This window comes from Pseudomonas sp. JH-2, assembly GCF_036231725.1.
GTDB classification, from domain to species: Bacteria; Pseudomonadota; Gammaproteobacteria; order Pseudomonadales; family Pseudomonadaceae; genus Pseudomonas; species Pseudomonas delhiensis.
The window spans coordinates 21745-41103 of the sequence record NZ_JAZAQP010000038.1 but is presented as its reverse complement, the minus strand read 5'-3'; the positions used below and the strand labels follow the sequence as shown (position 1 = coordinate 41103).

General features: G+C 68.5%; 16 protein-coding genes and 2 pseudogenes. 9 read left to right on the top strand and 9 right to left on the bottom strand.

Annotated elements, in window-relative coordinates:
• Positions 1 to 22: 22 nt before the first annotated feature.
• Entirely contained in the window at positions 23 to 1027 is a 1005-nt protein-coding gene (gene yejK, locus VV867_RS22560; protein ID WP_275628768.1) for a nucleoid-associated protein YejK, read from the top strand.
• Between the two features lie 457 nt (positions 1028 to 1484).
• Here the strand turns inward: yejK and VV867_RS22555 are convergent, their stop codons facing one another.
• The 4 genes from VV867_RS22555 to VV867_RS22540 form a co-directional block, all read right to left on the bottom strand.
• Positions 1485 to 2420 carry a glutathione S-transferase family protein gene (locus tag VV867_RS22555; protein WP_275628767.1) on the bottom strand — a complete coding sequence of 312 codons (936 nt, stop codon included), beginning with the start codon at positions 2418 to 2420 and terminating at the stop codon, positions 1485 to 1487.
• A gap of 74 nt (positions 2421 to 2494) precedes the next feature.
• Positions 2495 to 2794, bottom strand: coding sequence for a GIY-YIG nuclease family protein (locus tag VV867_RS22550; RefSeq protein ID WP_089389540.1), 300 nt, complete (start codon positions 2792 to 2794; stop codon positions 2495 to 2497).
• On the bottom strand, positions 2791 to 3489 hold the full coding sequence (locus VV867_RS22545) for a glutathione S-transferase family protein (RefSeq protein ID WP_109934420.1): 699 nt from the start codon (positions 3487 to 3489) through the stop codon (positions 2791 to 2793). The genes VV867_RS22550 and VV867_RS22545 overlap by 4 nt, the downstream gene beginning before the upstream one ends.
• A gap of 103 nt (positions 3490 to 3592) precedes the next feature.
• The gene (locus VV867_RS22540) at positions 3593 to 4063 is read right to left on the bottom strand and encodes a nuclear transport factor 2 family protein (protein ID WP_109934421.1); all 471 of its coding nucleotides are present in this window, start codon (positions 4061 to 4063) and stop codon (positions 3593 to 3595) included.
• A 112-nt stretch (positions 4064 to 4175) separates the two neighbouring features.
• Between VV867_RS22540 and VV867_RS22535 the strand changes: the two genes are divergently transcribed.
• Positions 4176 to 5174, top strand: a complete 999-nt coding sequence (locus VV867_RS22535; protein ID WP_275628766.1) for a GlxA family transcriptional regulator — start codon at positions 4176 to 4178, stop codon at positions 5172 to 5174.
• Positions 5175 to 5507: 333 nt separating this feature from the next.
• Here the strand turns inward: VV867_RS22535 and pcsA are convergent, their stop codons facing one another.
• The 5 genes from pcsA to VV867_RS22510 all read right to left on the bottom strand — a co-directional run bounded on the left by pcsA (position 5508) and on the right by VV867_RS22510 (position 10710).
• Entirely contained in the window at positions 5508 to 6224 is a 717-nt protein-coding gene (gene pcsA / locus VV867_RS22530) for a phosphatidylcholine synthase (RefSeq protein WP_109935390.1), read from the bottom strand.
• Positions 6225 to 6485: 261 nt separating this feature from the next.
• Entirely contained in the window at positions 6486 to 7259 is a 774-nt protein-coding gene (locus tag VV867_RS22525; protein ID WP_089389543.1) for an amino acid ABC transporter ATP-binding protein, read from the bottom strand.
• Between the two features lie 12 nt (positions 7260 to 7271).
• Positions 7272 to 8369, bottom strand: coding sequence for an amino acid ABC transporter permease (locus VV867_RS22520; RefSeq protein WP_109935389.1), 1098 nt, complete (start codon positions 8367 to 8369; stop codon positions 7272 to 7274).
• A 9-nt stretch (positions 8370 to 8378) separates the two neighbouring features.
• Positions 8379 to 9563: an amino acid ABC transporter permease gene (locus VV867_RS22515; RefSeq protein WP_109935388.1), complete on the bottom strand. Its 1185-nt coding sequence runs from the start codon at positions 9561 to 9563 to the stop codon at positions 8379 to 8381.
• A 118-nt stretch (positions 9564 to 9681) separates the two neighbouring features.
• On the bottom strand, positions 9682 to 10710 hold the full coding sequence (locus tag VV867_RS22510) for an amino acid ABC transporter substrate-binding protein (RefSeq protein ID WP_275628765.1): 1029 nt from the start codon (positions 10708 to 10710) through the stop codon (positions 9682 to 9684).
• 469 nt (positions 10711 to 11179) lie between these two features.
• Here VV867_RS22510 and VV867_RS22505 point away from each other — a divergent pair, with 469 nt between their 5' ends.
• The 7 genes and pseudogenes from VV867_RS22505 to VV867_RS22480 all read left to right on the top strand — a co-directional run bounded on the left by VV867_RS22505 (position 11180) and on the right by VV867_RS22480 (position 19257).
• Positions 11180 to 11833 carry an alpha/beta hydrolase gene (locus VV867_RS22505; protein WP_275628764.1) on the top strand — a complete coding sequence of 218 codons (654 nt, stop codon included), beginning with the start codon at positions 11180 to 11182 and terminating at the stop codon, positions 11831 to 11833.
• A gap of 246 nt (positions 11834 to 12079) precedes the next feature.
• On the top strand, positions 12080 to 13018 hold the full coding sequence (locus tag VV867_RS22500; protein ID WP_109935378.1) for a GGDEF domain-containing protein: 939 nt from the start codon (positions 12080 to 12082) through the stop codon (positions 13016 to 13018).
• Between the two features lie 104 nt (positions 13019 to 13122).
• Positions 13123 to 14676 carry an ATP-dependent RNA helicase RhlB gene (rhlB, locus tag VV867_RS22495; RefSeq protein ID WP_275628763.1) on the top strand — a complete coding sequence of 518 codons (1554 nt, stop codon included), beginning with the start codon at positions 13123 to 13125 and terminating at the stop codon, positions 14674 to 14676.
• Between the two features lie 321 nt (positions 14677 to 14997).
• Positions 14998 to 15837, top strand: a pseudogene (locus VV867_RS31220) (cache domain-containing protein); the annotation flags it as partial.
• 609 nt (positions 15838 to 16446) lie between these two features.
• Positions 16447 to 16956, top strand: a pseudogene (locus tag VV867_RS31215) (methyl-accepting chemotaxis protein); the annotation flags it as partial.
• 433 nt (positions 16957 to 17389) lie between these two features.
• A complete protein-coding gene (locus VV867_RS22485; RefSeq protein WP_328567612.1) occupies positions 17390 to 18532 on the top strand; it encodes an NAD(P)/FAD-dependent oxidoreductase in 1143 nt (380 codons plus the stop codon).
• A 494-nt stretch (positions 18533 to 19026) separates the two neighbouring features.
• Complete coding sequence (locus VV867_RS22480) at positions 19027 to 19257, top strand: hypothetical protein (RefSeq protein WP_009616111.1); 231 nt, start codon at positions 19027 to 19029, stop codon at positions 19255 to 19257.
• The last annotated feature ends 102 nt before the right edge of the window (positions 19258 to 19359 follow it).

Sequence of the window (19359 nt, the reverse complement as noted above, 5' to 3'; positions counted from 1 at the left end):
ATCGTCCAGAGCCGAGCCCGAGATGCCGATTCGTCACGCCATCGTCCACCTGATCGACAAGAAGCCCGACGGCAACCCCGCCACGCTGCACGCGCGCGACGCCGAACTGGGCGACTCCCAGGCCATCGAGAACCTCATGGCCGACCTCAACGAAAGCTACAACGCCAAGCCGAACAAGGCCTGGGGCCTGTTCCAGGAGGAATCCGGCGCCTACCCGTTCAGCGGCTGGCTGGCCGAGTACCTGGACGGCGGCAAGGACTTCGTCGCCTTCAGCCGCCAGGCCGTGGAGCACCTGAAGAGCCTGATGGAGGAGTCCAACCTCTCCACTGGCGGCCACGTGCTGTTCTGCCACTACCAGCAGGGCATGACCGACTACCTGAGCATCGCCCTGCTGCACCACAGCGAAGGCGTGGCGGTGACCGAGAACCTGGAAGTGACACCCTCGCGCCACCTGGACCTCGGCCAGCTACACATGGCGGCGCGGATCAACTGCTCGGAATGGCGCAACAACAAGGCTTCCAAGCAGTACATCTCGTTCATCAAGGGCAAGGGCGGCAAGAAGGTCTCGGACTACTTCCGCGACTTCATCGGCTGCCAGGAAGGCGTCGACGCCCCCAGCGAGACGCGCACCCTGCTCAAGGCCTTCAGCGACTACGTGGAAAGCGAGGACCTGCCGGAAGAACAGGCGCGGGAGAAGACCGATACCCTGGTCGACTACGCCACCAGCCAGGCCCGCATCGGCGAGCCGATGGCCCTGGACGCGCTCTCCGAGCTGATGGACGACCAGGCCCCGCGGGCCTTCTACGACTACATCCGCAACAAGGACTACGGCCTGGCCCCGGAAATCCCCGCGGACAAGCGCACCCTCAACCAGTTCCGCCGCTTCACCGGCCGCGCCGAGGGCCTGTCGATCAGCTTCGAGGCGCACCTGCTGGGCAGCAAGGTGGAATACGACGAGGAGCGCGACATGCTGATCATCCGCGGCCTGCCGACGCAGCTGCACGACCAGCTCAAGCGCCGCAAGTAACCGCGAATCGCGGACGGAGTCCGCTCCTACGTGTCCAGGAAGCACGGTCGTAGGAGCAACTGTCTTGCCGGCTGCGCCGATGTGCTCTTCGTAGGAGCGAGCTTGCTCGCGAACCAAGCCCCGCAGCGGAGCCTGTTCGCGAGCAAGCTCGCTCCTACGAGAAGCAGTGCCCCCCGGCAGGGTAGGAGCGGACCTTGTCCGCGATAGCCGGACATTCCGGCGCGATTCGCGGATTAGATCCGCTCCTACGTCCCCCCACCCACGCCATTCCCCGTAGGGCGCATAACACCTACGGCGTTATCCGCCGTTGTCCCGGCTGTAGGAGCGGGCCCTGCCCGCGATTCGCGCGCAGGGCGCGCTCCTACAAGGGAATGGCGTGAAGGGAATGGCGTGGCTGGCGCTTTTCGTAGGAGCGAGCTTGCTCCTACGAAGGGCCAAGGGCCGTGGCTCCTGCGTTTCAGCGCGCCTCGATGCGGAACCCCACCCGCGGGAAATGCACATGCACCACCCCGGCGCGCGGGTCCTCGCGGCGCAGGATCAGTTCCTCGCTGCCCAGGTGCAGCAATTCCCCTTCCACCGGGTCGACGCCGTAGTCGGTCGCCGCCACCACCACCCGCTGGCCGGCCTGCAGGCCGTTGGGATCGGCGAAGGGTTCGTCCGGCAGCGCCGCCGGCTGGCTGTCGCGGGCCACGGCGATGGCATCCTCGCTGCTCATCTCGCTCGACGCGCCATGGCCGAAGCCGAGCACCCGGCCCAGCCAGGCCTGCACCGCGGGGTAGGCGTCCACCAGCGGCGAGGTCACCGGGGTGGCCTTGACGAACCAGAGCACGTGGGCCACGGCGAAGTCCGCCAGGGACGGCTCGCCGAACAGGAAGTCGCCCTCCTCCCGCGCCAGTTGCTGCTCCAGCCGCGCCATGAACACCGGCCACTGCTGGCGCGCCTGCTCGGCCGGCAGGCGCGCGGCGCTGCCGCCGCTGAACAGTTGGCTGCGGTCGGCGACGAAGGCCTTGAGGAATTCCGGCGGCAGCTTGCCGAAGCGCACGGCGATGGATTCGGGCTGGAACACCAGGCTCACGCCGTGCTGGAACAGCACCGAGTCGGCCCAGGCGGCGAAGGCCGCGACGGTGAACTCCTGGCCTTCGGGGAACAGCGCCAGGGTGGCCTTTTCCTGCTCCAGGCGGCGGGCGATCAGCGCGGTGTCGCAGTAGACGTCGGCGCCCACCTGCAGCACCGGGGTCTTGCGGTAGCCGCCGGTGAGCGCCATCAGGTCCGGCTTGGGCATGATCGGCGGGATCAGCACCGATCGCCACGACAGTTGCTTGAAGCCCAGCAGCAGGCGAGCCTTCTCGGCGAAGGGGGAAGTCGGGTAGTGGTGCAGGATCAGCTCGGACATGCGGGGCTCCGTTGGCCGGCGTTGAGGGCCTTCCAGCTTACCCCGCCGCGGTGCGCGGTCCTACCCGTTCGAAACTATGGCGGGCTATCCGCCGCGCTGATGGCCAGGGCCGCGCCGGCCAGCACCAGGCGCTCCTTGGCCGGCTTGCCCAGGGCCTTGATCGCGCGCTCGCGGCGCAGCGCCTCGCCCTTGCCGGCGCAGGCCTCGACGTAGACCAGCGCCTGCGCCGGGCTGGAATGGAAGAAGCGCGCGCCGCGCCCGCTGCAGTGCGCCTCGAAGCGCCGCTGCGGGTCGTCGCTGATGCCGCAGTAGAGCGCGCCGTTGGCGGCACGCACCAGGTAGACGAACCAGGGCTTGGGCTCGGCCAGGCTCATGTCCAGACCCGCTGCTGCATGCGCTCGCAGTAGCCGACCAGCCGCTCGTATTCGCGCGCCATGTGGTTCAAGGGGGTTTCCAGGGTGCTGAGGATCAGGTTGGCGAGTATCCCATAGGCGGCGGCATCGGCGCTGCAGGGCTGGGCGCCGCCGAAGTACGGCAGGTCGCCGAGCATGCCGTCGAGGGCGTCGAGGTCCTGGCGGGCGAAACTCAGCAGTTCCTCGCGGCTGTGGGCGGTCAGCCCGCGGCCGCGCATCTCGCCGCGGATCTTGCGGCGGATCAGCGCCCCCACCAGCGGCCGCACCGGGCCGGGCACGCCGCGCAGCAGCACCGGGGCGACCTGCCGCCAACCGTCCGCCTCCAGCCAGCGGAAGTACATCAGCAGCGGCGTCAGGTGCTCGTCGCACAGCCGCGTGATCGACACCGCCCAGCCACGGCCGCGGGCGTCGAGGCCGGCGTCCAGGTCCAGGGCGAAGCGCTGCTGCAGGTCGTGGATGATGATCTCGGTGTCGGCGACGGTCTGCCCCTCGACCTTGATGAAGGGCAGCTTGCCCTTGGGCCCCTTGCGCGGGTCCGTCACGTGCTGCACCTGGTATTCCAGCCCGGACAGGCGCAGGAAGGTCTCCAGCTTCAGGCAGAAGGGGCTGACGTTGGGCACATTGAAGGCCGGGGGGAACTGGAACAGGGTGATCATGGCGGGGCTTCCTGCGCGGGCTCGCCTGACATTTAAGCCCATGGCTCGCGCCCCGGCGAGCCCTGTCACAGTGCTATCAGACTTGACTGATGCCCGGGCCGCGCTAGCCCCGGGCCTGGAACGCCGCCAAGCCCTTGCGCGCCTGGCGGCGGATGGCCGCCTGCACCGGCGGCGCCCAGCCCAGCAGCAGGCCCTTGGCGCCCAGCGCCTGGCGGGCCCAGCGCCAGAGATCGAAGTCGTCCTGGTGGCGGACGATCAGCCCGGCCTCGAAGGCGAAGCGCGCCTGGATGCGGTTGACCACCGGGCGCCCGGTCTGGGTGAAGGTGTAGCACGCGGTCCAGCGGGCGCCGCCGTTGCGCTCGTCGGCCCAGACCTGGTCGAACTCCAGCTGCAGGTCCTGGGCGCGGCGCATGAGCATGCGCCACATGTCGGCGGCCTCCACGCCGACCAGCTCGCCGAAGGCGGGGTCGCGGAAGTGCACGTCCGGCGCGTAGCAGGCGGCCATGGCCTCGCCGTCGCGGCGCTGGAAGGCCTGGTAGAAGCGGGTGATCAGCTCGGCGTTGGGATGGGCCATGGCGGGGCTCGCAAGGGTGGGTACGGGCCATTGTCCGGCCTCCGGGGGCTGGACACCATTGTCATTATCGACAACATTGTGATCGATACCGCCATCCATCAAGCGCCACGCCATGTTGCCAGTCGCCCTCTACGTCTGCCCGCAAACCGTGCTGTCCAGCCTGGGCCTGGCCCTGGACAGCCTGCAGCTGGCCAACCGCCTGGCCGGCCGCGAGCTGTTCCGCGTGCGCCAGGTCAGCGCCGATGGCGCCGCGGTGCCACTCGCCCACGCGCGCATCGAGGCGCAGGCGGCGCTGGCCGCCGTCGCCAGCGACGAGCTGCTGCTGATCCCGGCCACCGGCAGCGACATCCCGGCCATGCTCGCCGGCAACCCGGCGCTGCTCGCCTGGCTGCGCCAACAGCCGCGGCAGCGGGCGCTGGGCAGCCTGTGCAGCAGCGCCTTCCTGCTGGCCGAGGCCGGCCAGCTCGACGGCCACCGCGCCACGACCCACTGGGCGCTGGCAGCGGAGTTCCGCCGGCGCTACCCGCGGGTGAAGCTGGAAGCCGACGCCCTGTGCACGGAGGACGGCGCCCGCCTGTGCTCCGGCGGCGCCCAGGCCGGGCTGGACCTGTGCCTGCAACTGATCGCCCGCCACGGAGGCCGCGCCCTGGCCCGCCAGGTGGCCGCCGTCCTGGTGTTCGACGACGCACGCGGCAGCCAGGCGCGCTACGCGCCGCTGTTGCCGCAACCACCACGCAGCACCCTGGCGCCGCTGCTGGACTGGCTGCGCCAGCACCACGCCGAGCCCATCGACCTGCCGGCCATGGCCCACCGCGCCCACTGCTCCAGCCGCACCCTGCTGCGACGCTTCCACGCCGAACTGGGCATGACGCCCAACGAATACCTGCAACGCCTGCGCATGGACGCCGCCCGCGAGGCCCTGGCCGATCCGGCGCGCTCACTGGAGCGCATCGCCAACGAGGTGGGCTATGCCGACCGGGCGAGCTTCGCGCGGCTGTTCAAGCAGTTGTGCGGGGAGTCGCCGGGGGCTTATCGGCAGAGGTTGCAGGGGCGGCTGGCGGCGCCTTGGATCGCGGACGGAGTCCGCGCCTACGACAGCGGCCAAGCGTAGGGCGAATAACCGTTCGCGGTTATCCGCCGCCATCCATGCCACCAGGACGTCCGGCGTGGCCGGTGAATCCGATCGCGGACAAAGTTGCTCCTACAGGGAAATGCCACGCCTTCCGGCAACCTGTAGGAGCGAGCTTGCTCGCGAACGGACTCCGCAGCGGGGTTTATTCGCGAGCAAGCTCGCTCCTACGAAGAGCATTTCGGCGCGGGCCGCAAGACAGTTGCTCCTACGACCGTGCCTCCCGGAACCGTAGGAGCGGACTCCGTCCGCGATCTAGCGCGCAGGGCGCGCGCCTACAAGGGCACGGTATCGCGGTTATCCGCCGCCGGCCGCTCAGCTGAACCACTCCATCGCCGTGCGCCACACGCACACGCCGATGAAGTATGCCGAGGCCGCGAACCACAGCCACAGCAGCCAGGTCTGGTCCACCGGCTGCTGGAGGATCAGCAGGGCGCTGCTGAACATCCAGACGAAGGTCACCGCGATGTTCAGCGGCATGAACTGGCGCACCCGGAAGGGGTGCAGGAACTTCATCCGCGTCAGTGTCAGGGCGGCCAGCACCAGCACCGTGACCAGGCTCACCCAGGGGCCGGGGCCGAGGACGAAGAAGTACACCGCCACCACGTTCCAGGCCGCGGGGAAACCGACGAAGTAGTTGTCCTTGCTCTTCATGTTCACGTTGCAGAAGCAGAACAGCGAGGACACCAGGATGACGCCGACGATGGCCAGCTCGCTGTGCACCGGCAGCGGCACGTAGCGGTAGATGAAGATCGCCGGGATGAATACGTAGGTGAGGTAGTCGATCACCAGGTCCAGGGTGGAGCCGTCGAAGTGCGGCAGCACCGCCTTGACGTCGAACTTGCGCGCCAGGGTGCCGTCCAGGCCGTCCACCAGCAGGGCCACGCCCAGCCACAGCAGGCAGGCCTGCGGGCGGTTGTCGACCAGCGCGAGCAGCGCCAGCAGGGCCAGGATGACGCCGCTGGCCGTCACCGCATGGGCGCTCCAGGCCTTGGCTTTGCTCAGGTTCAACGGGGTGAGGATCAGGTTCACGGCGTTTCTCTTTTGTCAGGCGGCAGTGCGAGCTACTTCAACGTATAGCCCATCCGTGGGTTTCCACAGGATGCTCCCGGGTATCGGAACACCGATCCGGCGGCCGAGTTCAGCCGGCCGGCTTCGGCGGGGCGTGGAAAAGGCCAGGATACGCCGAAGCGCACCCGCAGCGCCAAGGGCGCTGACGAGCGTAGGAAGGCTTTGCGACGGCTTTCGGACGCCAGGGACACGGCGCGGCCCGCGGGGCCGCGCCGGCCGGGGTCAGTGGATGATCTGGCTGAGGAACAGCTTGGTGCGGTCGGACTGCGGGTTGTCGAAGAACTGGTCCGGCGGCGCCTGCTCGACGATCTCGCCCTTGTCCATGAAGATCACCCGGTTCGCCACGGTGCGGGCGAAGCCCATCTCGTGGGTCACGCAGAGCATGGTCATGCCGCTCTGCGCCAGGCCGATCATGGTGTCCAGCACTTCCTTGACCATCTCCGGGTCGAGCGCCGAGGTGGGTTCGTCGAACAGCATGATCTTCGGCTTCATGCACAGCGCGCGGGCGATGGCCACGCGCTGCTGCTGGCCGCCGGAGAGCTGCCCGGGGAACTTGCCGGCCTGCTCGGGGATGCGCACCCGCTCCAGGTAGTGCATGGCCACTTCCTCGGCTTCGCGCTTGGGCATCTTGCGCACCCACATGGGCGCCAGGATGCAGTTCTGCAGCACGGTCAGGTGCGGGAACAGGTTGAAGTGCTGGAACACCATGCCGACCTCGCTGCGGATCGCCTCGATCTGCTTGAGGTCGTTGGTCAGCTCGGTGCCGTCGACGACGATGCTGCCCTGCTGGTGCTCCTCCAGGCGGTTGATGCAGCGGATGGTGGTGGACTTGCCCGAGCCCGACGGCCCGCAGAGGACGATGCGCTCGCCCTGGCGGACGGTGAGGTTGATGTCCTTGAGCACGTGGAACTGGCCGTACCACTTGTTCACGCCCTTCATCTCGATCATCACGTGATCGCCGATGGCCGGGACGGTCTTGTTGCTGGCTTCAGACATGATGACGAACTCCTAACGCTTGTGGCCGGTGTCCAGCTTGCGCTCCAGGTGCATGGAGTAGCGGGACATGCCGAAACAGAAGATCCAGTAGACCAGCGCGGCGAACACGTAGCCCTCGGTGGACATGCCCAGCCAGGCCGGGTCCGCGGTGGCGCGCTTGATGCTGTTGAGGAAGTCGAACAGGCCGATGATGATCACCAGGCTGGTGTCCTTGAACAGCGCGATGAAGGTGTTGACGATGCCGGGGATCACCAGCTTCAGGGCCTGGGGCAGGATCACCAGGCCCATCATCCGCCAGTAGCCCAGGCCCATGGCCGCGGCCGCCTCGTACTGGCCCTTGGGGATGGCCTGCATGCCGCCGCGGACCACCTCGGCGATGTAGGCGGCCTCGAACAGCACCACCATCACCATGGCCCGCAGCAGCTTGTCGAGGTTCATGCCCTCGGGCAGGAACAGCGGCAGCATCACCGAGGACATGAACAGCACGGTGATCAGCGGCACGCCGCGCCAGAACTCGATGGTGGTGACGCACAGGACCTTGATCGCCGGCATCTTCGAACGCCGCCCCAGGGCCAGCAGGATGCCCAGCGGCAGCGCCCCGGCGATGCCCACCGCGGCGATCACCACGGTCAGCATCAGGCCGCCCCACTGGCTGGTGGGCACGTTGTCCAGGCCGAGGAAGCCGCCGTGCAGCAGCCAGTAGGACACCAGCGGCAGCGCCAGCAGGTAGGCCAGGCCGTACTTGAGCTTGTGCTGGAACTGGCGCAGGAACAGCGGCGCGGCGCCGACCACCACCAGCAGCACGTTGAGGTCCACCCGCCAGCGCAGCGCCTCGGGGTAGAAGCCGTACATGTACTGGCCGATGCGGGTGCTGATGAACACCCAGCAGGCGCCCTCGCGGCTGCAGTCGGCGCGGCTCTCGCCGACCCAGTCGGCCTTGAACACCGCCCATTCCAGCAGCGGCGGGACGATCAGCCAGATGACGTAGAGCCCGGCCAGGGTCAGCAGGGTGTTGAACCAGTTGGAGAACAGGTTGGCGCGCAGCCAGCCGATGACCCCGACGCTCAGCGCCGGCGGCGGCAGATCGGGCTTGAAGGTATGGTTCGCCATGGCTGCCCCCTAGCGTTCGATCAGCGCGATGCGCTTGTTGTACCAGTTCATCAGCAGCGAGATGCTCAGGCTGATGGCCAGGTACACGCTCATGGTGATGGCCATGGTCTCGATGGCCTGGCCGGTCTGGTTGAGCACGGTGCCGGCGAACAGCGAGACCATGTCCGGGTAGCCGATGCCGGCGGCCAGCGAGGAGTTCTTCGCCAGGTTCAGGTACTGGCTGGTCAGCGGCGGCACTATCACCCGCAGCGCCTGCGGGATGATGATCAGCCGCAGCGTCTGCCCCGGGCGCAGGCCCAGGGAGCTGGAGGCCTCGGTCTGGCCGTGGCTGACCGCCTGGATGCCGGCGCGCACCGTCTCGCCGATGAAGGCGGCGGTGTAGATCGACAGCGCCAGGACGATGGACACCAGTTCCGGGATCACCACCCAGCCGCCGCGGAAGTTGAAGCCCTGCAGCACCGGCACGTCCCAGTGCACCGGCACGCCGGCCACCTGGATGGTCAGCGCCGGCAGCACGATCAGCGTGGCCAGGCCCGTGAGGAACACCGGGAAGGTCTTGCCGGTGGCGTGCCGGCGCACCTTGGCCCAGCGCCAGAGCACGGCCCAGGCCACCAGGGCGAGGAGGATGGCGATGAGGAACGCCGGCATCGCCTCGGTGGCCACCGGCGCCGGCATCTGCATGCCGCGGTTGTTGAAGAACAGCAGGCCGCCGACGCTGAGGCTCTGCCGCGGCCCGGGCAGTTGCGCGAGCACGGCGAAGTACCAGAAGAAGATCTGCAGCAGCGGCGGGATGTTGCGGAAGGTCTCGATGTACACCGTGGCGATCTTGCGGACCAGCCAGTTCGGCGACAGCCTGGCCACGCCGAGGATGAAGCCGATGATGGTCGCCAGGACGATGCCGATCACGGTCACCAGCAGGGTGTTGAGCAGGCCGACGAAGAACACCCGCCCGTAGGTGTCGGACTCGCTGTAGTCGATCAGGTGCTGGGAGATGCCGAAGCCGGCGCTGTTGTTCAGGAAGCCGAAGCCGGACTGGATGCCGCGGTGGGCGAGGTTGGTCTGGGTGTTGTCGAAGAGGAACCAGCCGAACGCCACCACGGCGACGACGGCGATGATCTGGAAGGCCCAGGCGCGCACGGCCGGGTCGCTGAGCGACAGGCCGCGGGGACGCCGGGCTTTGACGGAATTCTGCATGTAAGCCCTCTCGCAGGCCGTCCACGCGGGCACGGGGCTACGCCCGTGACCGCGCGGGGGACCTCACGTCGTTCGAAACAGCGCCCGCGCCCAGGATCCGGGCGCGGGCCGTGGGAGGTCAGCGCACCGGCGGTGCGTACTGCAGACCACCCTTGTTCCACAGGGCATTGAGGCCGCGCTTGATCTTCAGATCGCTGCCTTCGCCGACGTTGCGCTCGAAGATCTCGGCGTAGTTGCCGACCTGCTTGACGATCTGCACCGCCCAGTCCTTCGGCAGCTTCAGGTCCTTGCCGTAGTCGCCCTCGGTGCCCAGCAGGCGGTTGATGTCGGGGTTCTTCGAGGACTTGGCCATCTGCTCGACGTTCTTCGAGTCGATCCCCAGCTCCTCGGCGTTGAGCATGGCGAACAGCGTCCAGCGGACGATGTCGAACCACTCCTCGTCACCCTGGCGCACGGCCGGGCCGAGGGGCTCCTTGGAGATCACTTCCGGCAGCACCACGTAGTCGTCCGGCTTGCCCAGCTTGATGCGCTGCGCGTAGAGCTGCGACTGGTCGGAGGTGAGCACGTCGCAACGCCCGGACTCCAGCGACTTGGCGCTCTCGTCGGAGGTGTCGTAGGTGATGGGGGTGTACTTGAGGTTGTTCGAGCGGAAATAGTCGGACAGGTTCAGCTCGGTGGTGGTGCCGGCCTGGATGCACACGGTGGCGCCGTCGAGCTCCTTGGCGCTGGTCACGCCGAGCTTCTTGTTCACCAGGAAGCCCTGGCCGTCGTAGTAGGTCACGCCGGCGAAGTTCAGGCCCATGGCGCTGTCGCGGGAACTGGTCCAGGTGGTGTTGCGCGAGAGCACGTCGATCTCGCCGGACTGCAGCGCGGTGAAGCGCTCCTTGGCGGTCAGCGGGGTGAACTTGACCTTGCTGGCGTCACCGAAGACCGCCGCGGCGATGCCATGGCAGACGTCCACGTCGATGCCCTTGTAGACACCCTTGGAGTCGGCATAGGAGAAGCCCGGCAGGCCGTCGCTGATGCCGCACTGCACGAAGCCTTTCTTCTTCACCGCGTCCAGGGTGGCGCCGGCCTGGGCCATGCCGCTGAGCCCTAGAACGCTCAGGGCGGTCAGCACCGCCAGTGTGGATTTCACCATCTTCATCGATCACCTCCAGTTTGCTTTTATTCGTGTTGGAGTCCCGGCCCACTCGCCCTCGTGAGGCGATCGCAAGGTCTGCTCCGGACCTTGCATCGAAGTGGAAACCTTAGGTCAGTCTAGCCGGCTCTGCGGATACGTCCCGCGCCACCGCCCAGGCTGCCCGCTCGCGGATGACGCGAGCCGGACGTATTGCGGGGGCCGCCGTCACCTCGGCGGCCTGTTCAATGGGCTGCCCGCCCCGCCGACGGCACTGGTTTCCGGATGGGGGTCGGATAGAGTGTTACGCCGGCGGGACGGATCGCAGCCTGGTGCCTGAGTTAGCAAGGGCCGTACCAGAATGCGTCCAGCCCCCCGTTTCGGCGAAGGTCAAGTCGATAAGTTATGGCAAAGCGACATCCTTTTCGCAGAATCGCCGATCCTTCTTCCGGTGTGCGCGCCTTTGCGGCGCACATGCCCCATCCTGGAGCCCCCGATGAGCCAACCCCTGCTACTCGAACCCACCCAGCCGGCCGACTCGTGCGTCATTTGGTTGCACGGCCTGGGTGCCGACCGTTACGACTTCGAGCCGGTGGCGCGCATGCTGCAGACGATATTGCCGCGCACCCGCTTCATCCTGCCCCAGGCGCCCACCCGCCCGGTGACGGTGTTCAACGGCATGCCGGTGCCCAGCTGGTACGACATCAAGGCCATGGCGCCGGCCAGGGCCATCGACGAGGCGCAGCTCGAGGCCTCGGCGGACGCGGTGATCGCGCTGATCGAGGGACAACTGGCCCAGGGCATCGCGCAGCAGCGCATCGTCCTGGCCGGCTTCTCCCAGGGCGGCGCGGTGGTGCTGCACACCGGCTACCTGCGCTGGCCGGGCGAGCTGGGCGGGGTGATGGCGCTTTCCACCTACGGCCCGACGTTCGGCGACGACCTGCAACTGCCGGAGGCGAAGCGACGGCAGCCGGCGCTGTGCCTGCACGGCACCTACGACGACGTGGTGGCGCCCGCCATGGGCCGCGCCGCCTACGACTTCCTCCACGGCCAGGGCGTGGCCGTGCAGTGGCGCGACTACCCAATGGCCCACGAAGTGAGCAACCAGGAGATCGCCGACATCGGCGCCTGGCTGCGCGAGCGCCTGTAACGCCCGCCGGCCGATGCCGGCGCGGCACCTTCCACCGGGGCCCGGGCGCGCGTCCGGGGCGTCTGCGCGGTGCGTTCCAGGCGCTGGGAAGGGACCTCGTCCGGGTGGGCCGACCGCTGGTCGGTCCAGCCGGCCAGCGAATTGCCAGTACGCAAAAGTCATTAATACTGAAGTTCCCGAAGGACGAACCAGACTACGGAGAGTCGTCGTGCCCCTCAGCGGAACCTGTCGAAAGCCCCCTCAGCCATGAAGCCGACCCAGTGGCAGCAGGATATCCAGCAGTTGCGCCACCTGCGGCTGTTCCAGAACGTCGCCGGGACCGCCTTGCAGCGGCTGCTCAACGAATTCCGCGCGCTGGAGCTGGAAGCCGGCGAGGTGCTGCTTTCGCCCTTCAACCGCAACCACTTCCTCTACCTGGTGCTCGAAGGCCAGCTCAAGGTCTACCTCGGCTCGCTGGACAATTCCCCGGTATCCACCCTGGGCAGCGGCGACTGCGCCGGGGAAATCAGCTTCATCGACCATGACCACCCGTCGGCCTACGTGGTGGCCACCGAGGCCACCCGCGTGCTGCGCCTGCACCGCGAGGCGCTGCTGAGCCTGTTCGAGCACTCCCCGCAGCTGATGCAGAACCTGCTGGAGATGCTCTGCGCGCGGGTGCGCCAGGGCAACCGGATCATCCTCAACACCGAGCAGAACGCCAACATCGACACCCTCACCGGGCTGTTCAACCGGCGCTGGCTGGAGCACGTCTACGACCGCGAGAGCACCCGCTGCGCGTTCAACCAGCAGCCGCTGGCGATGCTCATGCTGGATGTCGACCACTTCAAGGACTACAACGACCGCCACGGCCACCTGGCCGGCGACTACGCCCTCTGCCTGGTGGCCCATACCCTGCGCAGCCAGCTGCGGCCCAAGGACAGCATGGCGCGCTTCGGCGGCGAGGAATTCGTCATCCTGCTGCCGGAAGTGAGCCTGGACGAGGCCCGCGCCATCGGCGAGCGCCTGCGCATGAGCCTGGAGCAGATCGACTCCTTCTATTCCCCGCTGGGCGCCCTGCCCGGCGTCACCGTGTCCCTCGGCGTGGCCGAGATGTACCTCCAGGAGAGCCTGCAGGGCCTGCTGCGGCGCGCCGACGAGGCCCTGTACCGGGCCAAGCAGCACGGCCGCAACCGCCTCTGTGGCTGATCCACGGCAAGCTTTGGCCGGCACTGGCGGCGCACGGATTTCGCCTGGATGGCAACTTGCTTTACACTGGCGGCCGTTCAATCCTTAACCACTACGAGATCACCGTGCTCAAGGCACTCAAGAAAATCTTCGGCAAGGGCGAGGGCCAAGCGCCCGCCGCAACGCCCACCCCCGCCCCCTCCTCCCCCGCAGCCGCCAGCCAGGACGGCGAACAGCGCCCGCGCAAGCCGCGCGCACCTCGCCCCGAAGGCGAGCGCAACGACAAGCCGCCGCGCCCGCCCAAGGCCGACAAGCCGCGCGGCGAACGCCAGGACAAAAACGAACGCCAGGACCGCGGCGACCGCCCGGACAAGGCCGAGCGCGCCGACAAGCCGCCGCGCGAGAAGACCGAGAAGGCCGAGCGCCCGCGCCGCGAGCGCAAGCCCAAGGCGCCCGTGGTGGACAACTGGAAGCTGGAAGACTTCGTGGTCGAGCCGGCCGAAGGCAAGACGCGCTTCCACGACTTCAACCTCGACCCGCGGCTGATGCACGCCATCCACGACCTCGGCTTCCCCTACTGCACGCCGATCCAGGCGCAGGTGCTGGGCTTCACCCTCAGGGGCCAGGACGCCATCGGCCGCGCCCAGACCGGCACCGGCAAGACCGCCGCGTTCCTCATCTCGATCATCACCCAGCTGCTGCAGACGCCACCGCCCAAGGAACGCTACATGGGCGAGCCGCGCGCGCTGATCATCGCGCCGACCCGCGAGCTGGTGGTGCAGATCGCCAAGGACGCCGTGGGCCTGGCCAAGTACACCGGCCTGAACGTCATGAGCTTCGTCGGCGGCATGGACTTCGACAAGCAGCTCAAGACCCTCGAGTCGCGCTACTGCGACATCCTCGTGGCCACCCCCGGCCGCCTGCTGGACTTCAACCAGCGCGGCGAGGTGCACCTGGACATGGTCGAGGTGATGGTGCTGGACGAGGCCGACCGCATGCTCGACATGGGCTTCATCCCCCAGGTCCGCCAGATCATCCGCCAGACCCCGTACAAGGGCGAGCGCCAGACCCTGCTGTTCTCCGCCACCTTCACCGACGACGTGATGAACCTGGCCAAGCAGTGGACCGTGGACCCGGCCATCGTCGAGATCGAGCCGGAGAACGTCGCCAGCGACACCGTCGAGCAGCACGTCTACGCCGTGGCCGGCAGCGACAAGTACAAGCTGCTGTACAACCTGATCGCGCAGAACGACTGGACCCGGGTGATGGTCTTCGCCAACCGCAAGGACGAGGTCCGGCGCATCGAGGAACGCCTGACCAAGGACGGCATCAGCGCCGCGCAGATGTCCGGCGACGTGCCGCAGCACAAGCGCATCAAGGTCCTGGAAGGCTTCCGCGAAGGCAAGATCCGCGTACTGGTGGCCACCGACGTGGCCGGCCGCGGCATCCACGTCGAAGCCATCAGCCACGTGATCAACTTCACCCTGCCGGAAGACCCGGACGACTACGTGCACCGCATCGGCCGCACCGGCCGCGCAGGCTCCACCGGCACCTCCATCAGCTTCGCCGGCGAGGACGACGCCTTCGCCCTGCCGCCGATCGAGGAACTGCTGGGCCGCAAGATCACCTGCGAGATGCCGCCCACCGAGCTGCTCAAGCCGGTACCGCGCAAGCACTGAGGCCGGCGCGATGACGAAAGGCGAAGCCGCGAGGCTTCGCCTTTTTCGTTTCCGCCGGCGTTACGCCCGGTGACGCCGGGCGCCCGCGGTGACGCACCCGGGCGGTGCATGGCGCTCCTCGCTTCCTGCCGGGCCCGCCGGGACGACGCCCCCCTTCGCCCCACCAACAATGGCACCCGGCCATTGTCCTGCCTGGGCCGCGGGTGTCCGACTGAGCAGATAAACGAACGGCCTGATCGATTTTGTTTACGTTCGTAAATAAATTTGCACGCTTCTTGCAGAATTTTTTACGACGTCCTCCAGACCTTCGGAATCCCGCCCATGCCCTTGCGCGCCAAGCTTGCCCTGAGTTTCCTGCTGATCGGCCTCATCCCGGTGCTGGTCATGGCCATGGTGGTCTACCACCAGGCCAGCCGCGCCCTCGAAGAACAGAGCCTGAACGCCCTGGAGGCGGTGGCCAGCATCAAGCAGCGGCAGCTGATGGACGCCTGGCAGGCCCGCCACGACCAGCTCAGCAGCCTGGCCGGCAACCTCGGCGCCAACTACGCGGGGCTGGAGAGCGAGGCGCTGGTGACCACTGCCAACTACGACCGCCCGGTGTTCGAGAACTTCACCAGGACCTTCGGCTACCGCGAGCTGCGCCTGGTGGCCAGCGACGGCAGCGTGGTCTTCAGCCTCGGCCGCGGCGCCGACTACCAGCAGGACATGAACGCCCCGCAATGGCGCGACACGCCCTTCGGCCGCTTCGTCCGCGGCGCGCTGGCCAGCGGCAAGGCGAGCATCAGCGACCTGGAGCCGGCCCTGGACGACAAGCAGCCGGTGCAATGGCTGGCCGCGCCGATCAAGGACCACGACAAGCTGCAGTTGCTGCTGGTGCTGGAACTGCCGCTGAAGGCGATCAACGACGTGATGCAGAGCCGCCAGGGCCTGGGCGAGGCCGGCGAGACCTACCTGGTGGGCGGCGACGGGCGCCTGCGCTCGGATTCGGTGCGCTTCGCCGACCACCACGTGCGCCGCGCCGGCGACACCCCCGCCGCCCTCCCCGGCCAGGCCAGCGAGAAGGCCCTGGCCGGCGAGCAGGGGCGCCTGACCGAGACCGGCCTGAGCGGCGAGACGGCGCTGAAGTCCTTCGTGCCGCTGAAGCTCGACGGCCTGCACTGGGCGCTGGTGGCGGAAATGGACCAGGGCCAGGCCTTCGCCCCGGTACGCAAGCTGATGTGGCAGATGCTGGTGCTGGGCCTGCTGACCCTGGCCGGCGTGGCCGCCGGCACCTGGCTGGTCAGCCGCAGCGTGATGCGCCCGCTGGGCGGCGAGCCGGCGAGCATGGCGGCCCTGGCCCAGCGCCTGGCCAACGGCGAGCTGAAGCTGGCCGGCGGCGCCGAGGCCGCCAGCGGCCTGATGCAGGCCCTGCACGAAATGGCCGCGGCCTGGCGCCAGGTGGTCGAGCGCCTGCGCCAGGCCAGCGAGGCGGTGGGCGACGCCAGCGGCGACATCCTCGACGCCGCCGGGCGCACCAGCAGCCACCTGGACCAGCAGCAGGAAGCCCTGGAGATGGTGGTCAGCGCCGTCGACCAGATGGCCGCCACCGTCCAGGAAATCGCCGGCAGCGCCAGCCGCAGCGCCGACGGCAGCGCTGCCGCGCGCGAGGCCTTCGTGACCATGCAGGGCACCCTGCAGCGCATGATCGGCCGCCAGGACCAACTGCTCGCCGGCCTGCGCGACGCCGACCGGGTGGTGCAGGCCCTGGCCGGCGACAGCCAGCAGATCAACTCGGTGCTGGAGGTGATCCGCTCCATCGCCGAGCAGACCAACCTGCTGGCCCTCAACGCCGCCATCGAGGCCGCCCGCGCCGGCGACGCCGGCCGCGGCTTCGCCGTGGTGGCGGACGAAGTGCGCAGCCTGGCCCAGCGCACCCGCAGCGCCACCGACGAGATCGTCACCATCGTCGGCACCCTCGGCGACTCCTCCAGCCAGGCCCAGGCCAGCATGGGCGGCGCCACCGAACAGGCCCATACCCTGGAGCACGACACCCAGGCGGTGCTGGACTCCCTCGGCGCCCTCGACCAGTCCCTGCAGGGCGTGCACGCCATGGCCTTCCAGATCGCCGCGGCGGCCGAGCAGCAGGCCGCCACCACCCAGGAGGTGAACCAGCACATGCACCGCCTGAGCGACATGACCGCGGAAAACCGCAAGACCGCCGCGCACACCCGCGACTGCGGCGAGCACCTGCGCAAGGTGGCTGGGAGCCAGGAGGCGTTGGTGGCGCAGTTTCAGCTCTGAAGGCTTTTGCTCGCGAACGGCACTCACCGGAAATGTCGGCGGGTTGGTTCAGCGCCTTTCCCTCTCCCTAAGCCTCTCCCTGAAGGGAGAGGGGACCGTTGGGCAGAACCGGGTATTCTGGAGTTAGCCGGCAGCCTCGGTGATTTCCGGCTGAAACCATTCCTCCTCTCGGCACGGACAAGCCCCCTCTCCCTTCAGGGAGAGGGCTGGGGAGAGGGAGCGGACTCAACCCAAGGCACAGCAGCCACCGGCAAGCACCCTTCGCAAGCAAGCTCGCTCCTACAGGCTGACGCCGAACCTCAGCGCCAGAGCCCTCCATCCTTGCCGCCCCCACACGCAAAATTCCAGAATGGAAAAATCATCCATCCCGGAGCCCCGGCATGCCCATCCCCCTCCTTCCACCCGCTGCCGCCCGCCTGACGCGGAGACATCCATGACCGAGGTCGACTTCCTGATCATCGGCGCCGGTATCGCCGGCGCTTCCACCGGCTACTTCCTCGCGCCCCACGGCAAGGTCGCCGTGCTCGAACGCGAATCCCATGCCGGCTACCATTCCACCGGCCGCTCGGCGGCGCTGTACACCGTGGCCTACGGCACGCCCCAGGTGCGCGCGCTGACCGCCGCCAGCCGGGCCTTCTTCGACGCCCCGCCCGAGGGCTTCGCCGAGCACCCCATCCTCACCCCGCGCGGCGAGCTGACCGTGGACTTCGAAGGGGCCCCCGAGGAACTGCGACGCCAGTTCGACAGCGCCCGTGCCAGCGTGCCGGAGACGCGCCTGCTGGACGCCGACGAGGCCTGCGCCATGGTCCCGGTGCTGCGCCGCGAGAAGGTCCATGGCGCGATGTTCGACCCCACCGCCGCCGACATCGATACCGACGCCCTGCTGCAGGGCTACCTGCGGGGCATTCGCCGCAACGGCGGCAGCGTGCAGTTCGACAGCGAGGTGCTCGCCGCGGCCTACGTCGACGGCCAGTGGGAAGTGCGCACGGGCCAGCAGAGCTACCGCGCCCCCGTGCTGGTCAATGCCGCCGGCGCCTGGTGCGACCGCCTGGCGGCACTCGCCGGGGTCGCCCCGCTGGGCCTGCAGCCCAAGCGCCGCGCGGCCTTCCTCTTCGCCCCGCCAGAGGGTGTGGACAGCCACGCCTGGCCGGTGCTGGTGAGCCTGGACGAATCCTTCTACTTCAAGCCCGACGCCGGCCTGCTGCTCGGCTCGCCGGCCAACGCCGACGCGGTGGAGCCCCACGACGTGCAGCCCGAGGAGCTGGACATCGCCCTGGGCATCCACCGCATCGAGGAACACACAACGCTCAGCATCCGCCGACCCAGCCACACCTGGGCCGGGCTGCGCTCGTTCGTCACCGACGGCGACCTGGTGTCCGGCTACGACCCGCAGGCGCCCGGCTTCTACTGGGTCACCGGCCAGGGCGGCTACGGCATCCAGACCTCGGCGGCCATGGGCCAGGCCAGCGCCGCGCTGATCCGCGCCGACGAGTTGCCCGAAAGCCTGGTGCGCCATGGCCTGAGCGCCGACGGGCTGGCTCCGGCGCGGCTCAAGCCAAGGTCAGGCGGCGTATAACCGCGAACGGTTATACGCCCTACGCCACACCAGCCGTGGCATTCCCCTGCGCGCGATTCGCGGGCAGGGCCCGCTCCTACAGGTTGACGCCGAACTTCCCGCCCACGCCGAACGGCCCCCTCTCCCTTCAGGGAGAGGGCTGGGGAGAGGGGACGGAGTCAACCTGACACACAGCCGCCACCGGCAAGCACCATTCGCGAGCAAGCTCGCTCCTGCAGGTTGACGCCAGACTCCCCGCCGACGCCGGGCGGCCCCCTCTCCCTCTGGGAGAGGGCCGGGGTGAGGGAGCGGAGCCAGCCTGGCACACACAGCCGCCGGCAAGCACCGTACGCGGGCACGCGAAGACAGTCCCTTCCGCGTGGCCATGTCCGCGCACACCGGACGTTTCCCACCGTACGGCGCGCCCATCCCGAATAGCCCGCCTGCGCGGTGGCCGGGAGAATGCGGGTCGGCCCATCCCGGGCCGATCCCTTTCCTGCTTGCGAGAAACAGCCATGAATGATCTGAAAGTACTCAACGAAAACGAAATCGACCAGGTAGCCGGCGGCTTCCTCTTCGGCATGCTGGGCGACCTGTTCGGCACTTCCGGCTCGCAGTCCGGCGGCCTGCTGGGCGGCGTGTTCAACGTGCTGCAGAACCTGCCGATCGTCGGTGGCCTGTTCGGCCTGGTCAACAGCATCTTCGGCGGCCTGTTCGGCGGCGGCTCCTCCAGCAACCCGCGCTGAACGCCAGGCGGCGGATAACGCCGCCGCACTCTCTTTCGCCCCGGGCGGACTACCCCCTACGAGGGATGCCAGTGCCCCGGCGCTGGCCTAGTCTGACTTGCA